Raw genomic sequence first — 13924 nt, forward strand, 5'->3', positions numbered from 1 at the left:
GTTAGCACATAGACATCGAAGAAACAATCCCCCCTGCAAAAACAAGAATGTAAGGATTTTTGATTACAGCAGCTTCAACACCTAAGGCTGACATTCAGGTTGTTCTTTGTGCTCTTCACAATGAGGACTATTCAAGCGCCTCTCTACATTTCGCTGAGGAATAACAGCATCAGGCTGACAAATCGGAAGATTCTCATATTTCTCACACCACTTCACCCTTCCCAATTTATCCTGAAAACCTGCTTGTATCATGCATGTATTCACAGACTCCTCTGCATTGAATTTCTCATCTGTACTTTTTTCTGTATCAAGACGACCATCAAGATGTTGCATTCCGCATTCCAACAGAGCTTTTTTGACCTCAAGTTGATCCGCACCGGACTTTTCCCATGTATCTACAGCTGTTCGAGAAGGCTGCTCTGGGTAACATCCAGCAATAACAAATAGGGCTATCCCGCTTAATAATTTTAAAATCTGCTTCATTTTCCTATCCTTAAATAATTTTGATAACACGAAACAATCTATAAATTATTTTACATGCTGTTTTTTCATTTCCAAAACAATGATGGACATTATCAATCTTTATATCATTTATCTTTTTCCGATGATTATGCCATTTGGTACTGTATCAAAAATACAGCAAAATTACTACTAAAATCATATTCTATCAATGTTATGCTTATAATTATTCTCAATATTTTGATTACAATTGAAATAGATATTTTTATAAATTTTTGCGCCTACATTGCCCCATAGATAAATAGCGTTGAGATAATTGGATGAAGAAAACAATCCCCCACAGGCATGAAAACACATGAATGTGGGGATTGTTTCCATCAACAGTAAAATTTAAGGATAGCATTCATATTGTTCTGGATGCTTTTTACAAAAAGGGCTGTTTAAGCGCTTCTTGACACTTCTCTGTGGAACAACAGCCCCTGGTCGACAAATCGGAAGGTTTTCGGCTTTATGATTTACACACCAAGTCCCCCCTCCCACATCATATTTATCATGAAAACCAGCTTGAATCATACAAGCTTCTATGGTTGCCCATGCATTGTTGCTTAAATTTCTGTTTTCTGGAAATACATCATAAGGAGCTGGCATGCCACATTCTAACAAGGCTTTTTTTACCTCAAGCCGATCTGCTCCTGTTTTCTCCCACACAGTGAAGTATCCTGCAGGAGGTTTATTAAACTGGCATCCCATTATAACTAATAAAGCTATGCAACTCAATAATTTAAAGATGTGTTTCATTTTTTCCTCCTTAAAGGGACTTGTACTCGATGGGAAAGTCCATATATATCTTGGCATTTTGGACCCGCATCTCCAAGGCAAGTATGGGGATTGTAAGGATTTGTGAACATATTCCATGTTTCTTTCCACATATTACTGCCAGCAGGTATTGTCTCGTAAGTATAGCCATTGCCGCCAATAATTCTGCTGACAAAATCGTATCTATGACCATCAAAACCTATCGTAGTTTGTTTGCCATCACTCACATAACCTAACAGACCGGATGCAACTAAAACATTAAAGGCTGGCCCATAGAGATTAATATTTGTGTTTCCGTTAGCTATCCCGTGCACACCTTCTTGTTTGAAAGAATACAGCATATTCCCCAATGTCATCGTCCCGCGACTATGGCCATAAAGTTCTAATCCTGTAAGACCATAGCGAGACATCAAATCTTTTGCTTCTTGTGTTGAATTGGTCAAACCCCAAAAGTTATTTTCCAGAAACTTCTGGTATCCCGCGACCAGAAGTTCTGAGATAGCAGAATCGGCTTGAGGGAACACAACAAAATAAAGCGGATTATTTTTATCCTTCGCATGTTGCTCTGCATAAACAGCGGCTTCCTCTGGTGGAGTAAAAATGCCATTAAAGGACACATGCACCTTGCCATCAGCACCCTCTTGCAAATGCTGCTTTTCTTCATCCGTTAAACAATGTGCGTGAGGAAACAATCGCGCCATTCCAAGTGAAGGCAAGGATGGCGGATTGTTGATCATCACTAGCAAGACTTAAGGTTTGCATTCAGGTGCATTTTTATATTTTTTACAAAAAGGGCTGTTTAAGCGCTTCTTGACACTTCTCTGTGGAACGACAGCACCTGGTCGACAAATGGGAAGGTTTTCGGCTTTAAAAGTATAACACCACCCCCCCCCTCTTTGATCTTTATAGCGGAATCCTGATTGAACCATACAGGCATGAATTGTTGCCCATGCATTGTTGCTTAGCTTTTTATTTTCTGGGTCGACATCATCAGGGGTTGGCATACCACATTCTAATAATGCTTTTCCTACCTCAGTAAAACCTGCTCCAGGCTTTTCCCACATCCCTAGATATGGTGTGGGAGTTTTATTAAACTGACATCCAGCGATACTTAACAAAGTTACAGCACTTAATAATTTTACGATGTGTTTCATTTTTTACTCCATGATTTACTTAAAGGAAATTGTTCACGATGAGATGAACCATAATCATATCTACATTTATAACCTGCATCTCCAAGACAAGTATGGGAACTTATGGGATTCATGACCACTCTCCACCATTCTTTCCACCAGTTACTGCCAGCAGGTATTGTCTCGTAAGTATAGCCATTGCCGCCAATAATTCTGCTGACAAAGTCGTATCTATTCCCATCAAAGCCAACAATGGTTTGTTTGCCATCACTCACATAATCTAACAGACCGGCTGCAACTAAAACATTAAAGGCTGGTCCATAGAGATTGATAGTCGTGTTTTCGTTGGCTATACCGTGAACACCTTCTTGTTTGAAAGAATTCAGCATATTCCCCAATGTCATTGTCCCGCGACTATGTCCATAAAGTTCTAATCCTGTAAGACCATAGCTATACATCAAATCTTTTGCTTCTTGTGTTGAATTGGTCAAACCCCAAAAGTTATTTTCCAGAAACTTCTGATAGCCCGCGACTAGAAGTTCTGAGATAGCAGAATCGGCTTGAGGGAACACAACAAAATAAAGCGGATTATTTTTATCCTTCGCATGTTGCTCTGCATAAACAGCGGCTTCCTCTGGTGGAGTAAAAATGCCATTAAAGGACACATGCACCTTGCCATCAGCACCCTCTTGCAAATGCTGCTTTTCTTCATCCGTTAAACAATGTGCGTGAGGAAACAATCGCGCCATTCCAAGTGAAGGCAAGGATGGCGGATTGTTGATCATCACTAGCAAGACTTAAGGTTTGCATTCAGGTGCATTTTTATATTTTTTACAAAAAGGGCTGTTTAAGCGCTTCTTGACACTTCTCTGTGGAACGACAGCACCTGGTCGACAAATGGGAAGGTTTTCGGCTTTAAAAGTATAACACCACCCCCCCCCTCTTTGATCTTTATAGCGGAATCCTGATTGAACCATACAGGCATGAATTGTTGCCCATGCATTGTTGCTTAGCTTTTTATTTTCTGGGTCGACATCATCAGGGGTTGGCATACCACATTCTAATAATGCTTTTCCTACCTCAGTAAAATCTGCTCCCGGTTTCTCCCAAGCAGTCAAATATCCTGAAGGAGTTTTATTAAACTGACATCCAGCGATACTTAACAAAGTTACAGCACTTAATAATTTTACGATGTGTTTCATTTTTTACTCCATGATTTACTTAAAGGAAATTGTTCACGATGAGATGAACCATAATCATATCTACATTTATAACCTGCATCTCCAAGACAAGTATGGGAACTTATGGGATTCATGACCACTCTCCACCATTCTTTCCACCAGTTACTGCCAGCAGGTATTGTCTCGTAAGTATAGCCATTGCCGCCAATAATTCTGCTGACAAAGTCGTATCTATTCCCATCAAAGCCAACAATGGTTTGTTTGCCATCACTCACATAATCTAACAGACCGGCTGCAACTAAAACATTAAAGGCTGGTCCATAGAGATTGATAGTCGTGTTTTCGTTGGCTATACCGTGAACACCTTCTTGTTTGAAAGAATTCAGCATATTCCCCAATGTCATTGTCCCGCGACTATGTCCATAAAGTTCTAATCCTGTAAGACCATAGCTATACATCAAATCTTTTGCTTCTTGTGTTGAATTGGTCAAACCCCAAAAGTTATTTTCCAGAAACTTCTGGTATCCCGCGACCAGAAGTTCTGAGATGGCAGAATCAGCTTGCGGAAACACAACAAAATAAAGCGGTTCATTTTTATTCTCCGCATGTTGCTCTGCATAAACAGCGGCCTCATAGGGTGGAGTAAAGATGCCATTGAGGGACACGTGCACCTTGCCATCAGAGCCGGCTTGCAAATGCTGCTTTTCTTCATCCGTTAAATAATGGAACTTAGGGATTTTTTGTCCTCGAGCGTCTCTTATAGGTACACCATTTTCATCTGTTTTATAGATTGTATTGCCCTGTTCATCACGGTCGACCACAGCGATGGGGTGTTCTTTGATAAACATGGTTCTATAGGAGTCATCGCTGTATTTAAACCCTTCTTCTAAGAGTTGTGTTGCCATTTCACGATTTTCATGGACGATTTGTTCCAGCTTGGCGACATCAAGCTGTTGTACCCCCTTATGGGCGTTGGCAGTATCACGGTTAAGGGAGGCGATGGCTTGTTCCACATCTTGCCCCGTCAACGCCTTTTGCCCTGCTTCATTTGTCAGCACAATGGTGCTATCACTAATGGCGGATTTGGTATAGCCTTCCTCTGAATCTTTGGCTTTTGCATGATCTAAAACATTCTTGGCAATGTTTTTTGCAACACCATATTTGCCTTGGTACATGGGGCCACCCGCAGAAATGCTGATCCCATCGCTGTTGGCTTGAGCATCAGCACTGTTGGTGATATCACTCGTTTTAATGGTTCCGGTGGTCAGTTTATTTTTGTTCGCCGGTGCGGTGCTGTCGATAATCCCCCCGGTCATAGTTGTTGCACCCGCCACTGTAATATCAAAACCGCCCTCACCCGCTTTGATGCCGGATTGTTCCACAACGCTGTGATAATCACTAGAGGTTTTATCCTTGTTAAAGGCAATATTGGTTGTGGCTGTACCATCCTTTTCTCGGCTATTATAACCAATGGAAACAGAGTTTTGCTTGCTGGAACTTTGTCCCGTATCACTGCGGCTGGTAATGGCAAAATCACCCCCTACTTCCATTTCTACACGCTCTCCAGAAACCACAGCACCTGCCAATGTGGTGTTTGCACCACTCGTTGTGTGAACTGTGCCGGTGCCAATAATATGGCTGTTCTTCTGGTGAACCTCCTCACTGGAACCCTTGCCCTTACCAAAAGAAGCATTCCCCATCCACCCTGTACCACCGGTACCATAACTATACCCAACATTCATTGAAGCGCTTTGCGTGTGGTTTTCTGTGCTCTGCGTGTTTTGCGCACTTTCAAAGATGATATCTTTACCTGCTTCCATGGTGATATTCCCGCTCTGTTCATCATTGCTTTGTATCGGGTTTGTACCAGCAATAATATCGGCTCCAACACCATGGATGCTGCCTTTGTAGGCTTGCATATTAACAGCGCGTCCTGCTTCTATTGTACCTGTTACCGCAGTAGAGGTCTGAACAGAGGCTTCTGCCTTCTCTGTCTTAAAGCCCACGGTTACGCTAGCAGAAACATCAGCAATATCACGAATAGACTGTTTGTTTCCACCTTTCATCCCATTATAAAGACCTTTGCCTTTGCTATAGAGATCATAGCCTTTTAGACCAGCAATAAGACCATTACCGATTTTGTGTTTTGTATCCCCATGACCAAAACGTTTGGCTGCATCCTTTACATCTTTTACTGTACCAAGAATGCCCACATTGACAGAGCCTGTCACACCAGCAAAGAACTTTTCATGCTTTTCTTGCGCATTAGAGGTATCATAGCTTTCCGATAGTGTGATATTATTACCAGCATCAATGTTGACATCACGATTTGCAGAAACATTTGCCGCTTGAAAATTCGCATCATTGCCGGCATTAAAATTTGCATCATTGCCCGCATGGAAATTGGACGGCGTATTCGTCTTTTCCCATTGATCGCCCGTATCTTTATTGCTCTCAACCCCAACACCCACAGAAGCACCACTTTTGCTCTTTTCAAACTGAAAGCCAAAACCTGTGCGTTCTTCCTTTGAATTTGTGCTATGGCTATTGTGACCAGGCAAAACATTCACATTATGGACTGCCGAAACATTAATATTTTCCTCTGCGATAAAGTCAGAACCTACCACATTCACATCTTCTTTTTCGGCGGTGATAGTGATATTTTTACCATTGAGCGAAGAGCCTTGATGTTCAAAACTTTCTTCATTTTGCACCTTTCCCTCACTCCCGTAGATTGAGACAAAGCCCTTGCCTGATCCCACACCAAAACCCGTTTCATGAGTTTCTGAATGGCTCTCATGGTGATCTGTCATGCCATCAATCGTCACGCTTTGTCCTGCCACATGGATATCTCCATTGGCAATCATATGAGAAGCCGTGATTGTGGTCTCTTTGTCTGATTGCGTAATAATGTTGCCCGTCGCCCCCAGAATGGAGGAAACCGTTGTTGTATGGGATTGAGATGTATCGGAAGATTTGCTACTCAAAAAGCCACTTTCTGACGATTGTGCTTGCTGATCATACTTTTCTTGCGCCCCTTTGATGAGAATATTGCATAGTTTTATACTTAAATACATTTAAAATGCATTTTACCCTCTTCTACTTGTGATAAAAATGAACCCTGTATCGATATTATTTAATTTTGTAACAAAAATACGCAATGAAACATATGCTTATAAACAAATAAGCCTACTCCCTGCCCTTTTGATAGCAATAACAGAATCGTAAAAAAATGATCATACGCTCATCATTCTCTTAGATTGCCTCTTCTATTATGAGATTTTTTTCTATGAGATTTTATTGCGATACCTTACTTCTTCTTTATTAAAGCTTTTGCAAACACAATAGTACAATCCCCCAATGAATCTTTTATCTGCTATTTTCTACCAACGCCTCTTTGAAAAAAATTCCTCCTCTTTAACCCACAATAACCGCGATATCCTTTTAATGGATGTGGAGGATATCAGTTCTTCTTCACAAGGAACTGCATAAAGAACTTCACCTTCGCTTCTTCAGCGATTTCTTAAATAACAAAATTTAAAAACTCAATTTAAAAAAGCTTATAAAATAATTCATTGGCTCAGTTGAACATAGATGAAAAAATTTAACTCAAATAATAGAAATAAATCTCACAATAACTTCTCTTGTGAAACATCACTTCATTAATAAATTAAAAAAAAATATTTCCCTATAGCCTTCTATTTAGTAAAATATGTCCGCACTGTCAGGCATTTTAACAGGTGATACCTATATTAATGGCATGGCTATTAATGGCACAACTCACCATCAAAAAATATCTGATATTTATATGATGGTGTTATTGTCATCAACAATAGCTCACAAAAAATCCCAAAGCAAAATGGTAACGAGTAGGTTGTTTTCAATCTAAATTATTCCAATCTTTGGAGAATAACGATCAAATACCCGCTCTCCTGAAGACATCAGCCATTTCTTTTTACTCTAATCTTTTAGAGCAGTTTCTTTTGCTTAAAATTATAAAATTTAAGGGCATAGAAACAAATAACAAGCCAAGCAATCCAACTAACACCGACAATTAAAACTGGTCGTGTCTCATCGAAGTACCATAAGAGAATAAAAATAAAAAACATAAATAAGATAGAAAAAATTGATCCTATCGGCCAAAATAGAATGGGAAAATTTAAAGTATTCTGTTCTTCTTTAGGCATCTTAATTCGCATAAAAATTTGCGAAAGTAGAATCATCATCCAAACAAAAACCGTTGCAAATGTTGCCATTGCTGCAATAAGAAAAAAAAGCTTTTCATGATAAAAATAATTAAGGACAACACCAAGAAGAAAAATAGCAAAGATCATCAAAATAACAAAAACTGGTATACCGTTTTTTGATAAATATTGAAACTTTTTTAAAGCATAACCTTCCTGCGATAAACCATGGATCATACGACAAGCACCATACATTCCACTATTCATTGCCGAAATAGCCGCTGTAACAACAACAATATTTAAAATATTTGCTGCATATGAAATCCCAAGATTTTCAAAAATGGATACAAAAGGGCTATCCATAAGACCAATCTCATTCCAAGGATAAAGAGACATTAAAATAGCTAACGTCATGATGTAAAAAAGTAAAATACGAACTGGAGTAGAATTAATTGCTTTTGAAATCGTTTGATGAGGATTTTGAACTTCCATGATTGCCATGCCAATGATTTCTATGCCACCAAAAGCAAAAACAACAACACTAAAGCAAGCTAAAAAACCAAACCAGCCATTGGGAAAAATACCACCATTCTTCCACAAATTATGAATAGTAACAGTAGAAGAACCTACACTTCCACCCCACCCCAAAAAAATAATTGCTATTCCTAAAATAATCATCGCAATGATAGCAATAACTTTAATAGAAGACAGCCAAAACTCTAGTTCACCATAGACTTCTACAGCAGCTAAATTAATACCTGTGATGATTAATGTAACACTCAGTGCCCATACCCAAGGAGCAACATCAGGATACCAAAAACCCATATAAGTCGCAAAAGCTGTAATATCAGCCAAACCAACAAGAATCATCTCAAATACATATGTCCATCCCGTTAAAAAACCAGCTAATGGCGATATGTAATTTGCCGCATAACGAGCAAAAGAACCAGGCAATGGATTATGAAGTATCATCTCTCCTAAAGCCCGCATAACCATAAAAATAGCTAAACCAGCAATACAATAGGCAATCAAAACACTAGGACCCGCAAGCTTAATTGCCTGTGCAGACCCATAAAAAAGACCTGTTCCAATAGCAGAACCAAGAGCTAAAAAAATAACTTGGCGCTTACTCATCCCTCGTTTCAGTTCATTTATTGCCATTTCTTTCCTTACTTTTTGAAATGCTGATAAAATCCACACCACTACAACAGCTTTATGATAAATAAAGTCTCATGTTTTTTTTCACAAATATATTTCAAACAACATCGAAGACCAGCCAGTCCAACACTTTGCTATAAACAATGGAAAAATACTTTTATTACGAATTATTCAGCTTTTATAGCCTGCAATTTCGTATTATTTTATAAATAAGGTGATAATGAATTTTTTTATAATTGTCATTTAATTCATTTTGTATTCTCTAGTTTTTTACAGAGAAAATTAGCCTTAATGTAGTGTAAACTACTTAGACCTCTATTTCGGCGCCCTGAAATAGAAGCCTAAAAATTCATAACGACGCATTAACTATGCGTACAATTAATTTTTTGTTACTTTAAGCAAACCCTTTTTGGGCCCATAAAACAAACTTTTTACGCCAATTTAATAGCTCAATCAGTGATAATACGAATCTCGCCAGCTTTCAAAAGTATGAGAAAGTGTATCTACAGCCCATCTTTTAAGGACTCCAACTGCTCTAACGACAAGCTTTCCAATGAAAAAAAAATATACGGTAAAAATGGCATCTTTAACTGTTGGTCCGATGATAGTATCCACCTTACCTCTAGGAGTTCTCCCTGAGATAGGAATCAAACCTTTGTTTTCCGCCGAAACAAGAGGCTTCTTCTCTTGAGCGACGATCATAATGAAAACGTCCTCTGAAAAACGACCTCTCCTAAAATTTGCATGAACCTCAAGTATTTGCAAAAAACAAAAAAGAACTGTTATTAAAACGCATAATCGAGCACTTTTAAACATTTCTTTCTCCTTTTTTATTTATAATACCAAAAATGAACTATAAAACTCATAAAGCATTAATAAACAAGAAGAATATACAATAAAATTCTTATTTTCTATAAAATTATGATGATAAATACAGATCATTATAAAATATCTAGTTGGCTACAGACAACAGATATATACAGTAAATAAATACATAAATTTGAATATATTATTGATCTCCTATATTTTTATATGAAGGAAGTTTTAAAATTCAATATCCGCCCCTCATCATTAACTTTAAAACAAATATTATTGAAAACTTAATGAAGGAAAAATTGTTTCTGGTAAAACAGATAATAAGTGCCCTTCACGTACAAGTATATGGACTTGATGAAGATCTGGAGCCAGATACCGATCTTCCTTAAGAGAAGCAATATTTTTGCGTAAACATTCCATAACAGACTGTAAGAGAGTACTTGTTTTTAAAGGTGCACGATATTCAATTCCTTGTGTTGCAATAAGCGTTTCAATGCCAATAAGTGTAAAAAGGTTTTCACTCATTACCAATAATCGACGAGCCCCATGGCAAGCCATTGAAACATGATCTTCTTGATTGGCTGAAGTTGGTGTTGAATCAACGGAAGCAGGATAAGCCATTTGCTTATTTTCAGACATTAAAGCTGCTGCTGTTACTTCAGCGATCATAAAACCTGAATTAAGACCTGCATTGTGCGCTAAAAAAGCTGGAAGACCGTAAGAAACTGCTGGATCAACCATAAGGGCAATGCGCCGTTGAGAAATAGATCCTATTTCACACAAAGCAAGAGCAATCTGATCAGCAGCAAACGCGACAGGCTCAGCATGAAAATTGCCCCCTGATACAACCTCACCATTCCTTAAAATCAAAGGATTATCTGTAACAGCATTTGCTTCAATAATCAGTGTTTTTGCTGCTGCGAGTAAAATATCAAAACATGCCCCCATAACCTGTGGCTGGCAACGTATACAGTAAGGATCTTGTACACGCTCATCACCACGTAAATGTGCTGCACGAATTTCTGAATCCTCTACAAGCTTTTCTAATGTTTTTGATACGGCAATCTGCCCATAATGACCTCGCAAAATATGGATATCAGGATGGAATGGCGCCGTTGACCCCATGGTAGCATCTGTCGTTAAAGCCCCTGCCAACAATCCACCACACAATGCCCGATAAGCTCGAAAAAGTCCAGCAAGTGCAAGTGCTGTTGATGTTTGAGTCCCATTAATAAGAGCCAGACCTTCCTTTGCCTCTAAAATAATAGGGGATAACCCTGCTTTCTCTAAAGCAAGTGCTCCACTCATACGAATATTTTGAAAAAACGCTTCTCCTTCTCCCATCATAACAGCCGCCATATGAGCAAGTGGAGCAAGATCACCTGAAGCGCCAACAGATCCTTTTTCTGGGATGACAGGAATAACACCCTTTTCAAGCATATTTTCCAGCAAATTTACCAACTCTAAACGAACCCCAGAGGCCCCTCTTCCTAAAGAGATAAGCTTTAAGCTCATGATCAAACGCACAATATTTTCAGCTAGAGGGTCTCCTACCCCACAACAATGAGACAAAATAAGATTTCTCTGTAAAACAGTGACTTTGTCCGCATCAATTTTAATGGAAGCCAACTTCCCAAAACCAGTATTAATACCGTACACAGGCTCACTTCCAGCAACAATTTCAGCGATACGCTGCGCTCCTCTCTCGATAACTAAATGCGTGTCATGATGAAGCTTACTGATTTCACCATTAAAATAAATAGCTTCAAGTTCGCTAAGCGTTACCTCACCCGGTTTTAGTATAATCGTCATAATTTTCTTTCTTTTTTAATTAAAGTATAACTCTTAGCATTATTGATCCTTCTATAAAACAAAAAAAGATATAATCACTCTTTAAACGAAAATGCTTTTTTAAAAGCCACTCCTGAGAATAAAGGTATTGCCAAAAAGTAGAATGATTAACGATAGATGAAAATGAGATAATGACAAACACAACAAAGGCTGTGAATTTTAAATAACAGATAGTGGATTGATATATAATGATATATCTAGCGTTAGTCATATTGAATGAGGGAACGAATATCTTAAGATTCTCTCATTCCAAATCTGTTTTAAAACAATCAAAACTATGTCGCTTGCAGGCCACAAGCGAAATTAGCGTGGAGAGTGGAACTGTACAAGAAAAGACTAAAAATACCTCTTATAAACCGTCTCAAGTGTCAAGGGCTGTCGCACAACATTGGGAGATGGGCAAAGTGTGTGATAATGCAGGTTAGCTCTTTTATTAAGTCTAAAGATGAGAAGTGCTCAATGAATTTATCGTAAAACTATTCCTACTAAACTTATGAAAAAGCTTAGATAGATAGCTGTCACAATCTATTATGATTGCAAAAATTAAACTTCTCCTTGAAGATAGAGCGGTATTTTCGATGGAACTTTATGGAAAATTTAAAAAACTTATTCAAAACATCAATATAGAGAAGAAATTAAGCTTATTTGCCACTTCTAACATTGTATTTAAAGCGCCAGATTGAAATCTGAAAATCACATTTCAGTAAAACCACACAAGACTGGAACTAACCCGTTATTTAAAATAGAAAATAAAGGAGATTTTCTTATATCAAAAAATTTAATTAACATATTGTTTTTATATTATATCTTTTAAAAAAAGAAATATTTCATATAGCATATTTCTATTTTAATTTTTTGTTATATTGAATTTGAATTTAGAAATAATTTTAAAATTCAATATAAGTCAGTTTTTTAGGTCTTTTAAAGCCACTTTTTTTTCGAGTTTTCATAGAGGTTTCAAAGTCCTCTACCCTTTATTACGAGCAAATTCTGATTGTGGTAATTTTTTGTATTTTTCAGTTTTTTGCTGTCAAAATCTATTTTAACAAAACTCTAATAGTAAACAATAATCATAAAAACAAAGAATTACCCAATATTTCCATTCAATCCCCCTCTTCCTACTTAGTGTAAAACCTACTGCCCAATTACAGTAAAGATACTCTCCCTTAAACGCCATAACGAAGTTCATAATTTTTCTGTTGAGAATTCCCACATGTCAATTAGACAGTAAAGATCAGATGTACTGAAGAGTCCATTCAGTGCAAAAGGAAAAAGCTATCTTCCCCCTCAAAATGTGCCTTAATACTGCACAAATTTCCCAAACATTGTCTTCTTTGATGTGCTAAAGGATAGTAAAAACATCATCGATAACAGATTATTTGCATACATATAAAGCTCACTTCAATACAAAATCTCCAAACTCTCTTGCAGTTCATATTTCTTTACCAATGCAACCAATTTCCGCAAATATTTTTCCCTATGGCGCGCAGTAGCGCCTTGCGCTTGCGTTGAAGAGCAGCTCATTCCAATAAAATCTTCAGATGGGATTGTCATTGTCCAATTACGTGTATGAAAAGAAATCTTTTCTAGATTTACCCCAAAACCATCACTCATTTCCTGTAAAAAATCACGATAATAATGAGAATAGTTCAAACGCTTCTTCTCTAACAATGCCTCATAAACGTCTAAAAATTCGCTATGCTTGAAATCACGATTATTTTGAACAATCGCCATAACACCATTGGCGCGAAATTGATCCGAAGCAGTGCCAAAGTAACTTAGGGCGGATCATCCACTGAAACGCCTGTGCCACAACAAAAAGATCGACCTCGCCGATTTGAGGCAATTTTTCAGCTTGACCTTGATACCACTATATCGTAGAAAATTTTCTTCACCCCTTCTTAATCATATCTGCCGATATATCGATAGCATGAGATTGGTGCTCATTCCCTCAAAGTTTAACTATCCCCTCTCATGCAATGCCTGGTCCCACCCCCCACATCCACGATCGACAAATATTTTTTGTTCTTAAAAGGAAGATCTTAAATAAGGCGAGAGGGTAGCGACAACGATCATAATCATCAGCTAATCCGTCAAACTTTTCATTTTGCTGTTGAAAGTTTTGCAAGATAGGATTTTTCCCCTTCTTCACAATTTTTGATATCCGTAATTTAAAAGCCTTTTTTATCCAATAGGTTAAGCGTGACTTCTAAAGGAGGGGAAATGGGCAGTGCCTCTCCTTTCTATAAGCTCGATGCCTATATTATTCTGAAACAAAAAAAATACTATGAAAATAATAAATACGCCATAAGAATAATTGATATAA

Annotated in this window: 9 protein-coding genes and 2 pseudogenes; all 11 read right to left on the reverse strand. The window is 37.8% G+C overall.

The window, feature by feature from the left end:
- Positions 1–81: 81 nt before the first annotated feature.
- The gene (locus tag BTR_RS06950; RefSeq protein ID WP_012231948.1) at positions 82–483 is read right to left on the reverse strand and encodes a hypothetical protein; all 402 of its coding nucleotides are present in this window, start codon (positions 481–483) and stop codon (positions 82–84) included.
- A gap of 366 nt (positions 484–849) precedes the next feature.
- Positions 850–1257, reverse strand: a complete 408-nt coding sequence (locus BTR_RS06955) for a hypothetical protein (protein ID WP_038473718.1) — start codon at positions 1255–1257, stop codon at positions 850–852.
- Entirely contained in the window at positions 1254–2012 is a 759-nt protein-coding gene (locus BTR_RS06960) for a hypothetical protein (protein WP_012231950.1), read from the reverse strand. Before BTR_RS06960 ends, BTR_RS06955 begins: the two co-directional genes overlap by 4 nt.
- 12 nt (positions 2013–2024) lie before the next feature.
- Positions 2025–2429: a hypothetical protein gene (locus tag BTR_RS06965; protein ID WP_012231951.1), complete on the reverse strand. Its 405-nt coding sequence runs from the start codon at positions 2427–2429 to the stop codon at positions 2025–2027.
- On the reverse strand, positions 2426–3193 hold the full coding sequence (locus BTR_RS06970) for a filamentous hemagglutinin (protein ID WP_012231952.1): 768 nt from the start codon (positions 3191–3193) through the stop codon (positions 2426–2428). The genes BTR_RS06965 and BTR_RS06970 overlap by 4 nt, the downstream gene beginning before the upstream one ends.
- A 12-nt stretch (positions 3194–3205) precedes the next feature.
- On the reverse strand, positions 3206–3610 hold the full coding sequence (locus BTR_RS06975) for a hypothetical protein (protein ID WP_012231953.1): 405 nt from the start codon (positions 3608–3610) through the stop codon (positions 3206–3208).
- Positions 3607–6642: pseudogene (locus BTR_RS06980) on the reverse strand (hemagglutinin repeat-containing protein); the annotation flags it as partial. The pseudogene BTR_RS06980 and the gene BTR_RS06975, both read right to left, overlap by 4 nt.
- Positions 6643–7557: 915 nt before the next feature.
- Complete coding sequence (locus BTR_RS06985) at positions 7558–8934, reverse strand: amino acid permease (RefSeq protein WP_012231955.1); 1377 nt, start codon at positions 8932–8934, stop codon at positions 7558–7560.
- Positions 8935–9384: 450 nt separating this feature from the next.
- On the reverse strand, positions 9385–9747 hold the full coding sequence (locus BTR_RS06990) for a hypothetical protein (protein WP_012231956.1): 363 nt from the start codon (positions 9745–9747) through the stop codon (positions 9385–9387).
- Positions 9748–10020: 273 nt separating this feature from the next.
- Positions 10021–11559: a histidine ammonia-lyase gene (gene hutH / locus BTR_RS06995; protein ID WP_012231957.1), complete on the reverse strand. Its 1539-nt coding sequence runs from the start codon at positions 11557–11559 to the stop codon at positions 10021–10023.
- A 1440-nt stretch (positions 11560–12999) separates the two neighbouring features.
- Positions 13000–13729, reverse strand: a pseudogene (locus tag BTR_RS07005) (class I SAM-dependent methyltransferase).
- Between the last annotated feature and the right edge of the window lie 195 nt (positions 13730–13924).

The sequence above is a fragment of the Bartonella tribocorum CIP 105476 genome (assembly GCF_000196435.1).
Classification (GTDB): Bacteria; Pseudomonadota; Alphaproteobacteria; order Rhizobiales; family Rhizobiaceae; genus Bartonella; species Bartonella tribocorum.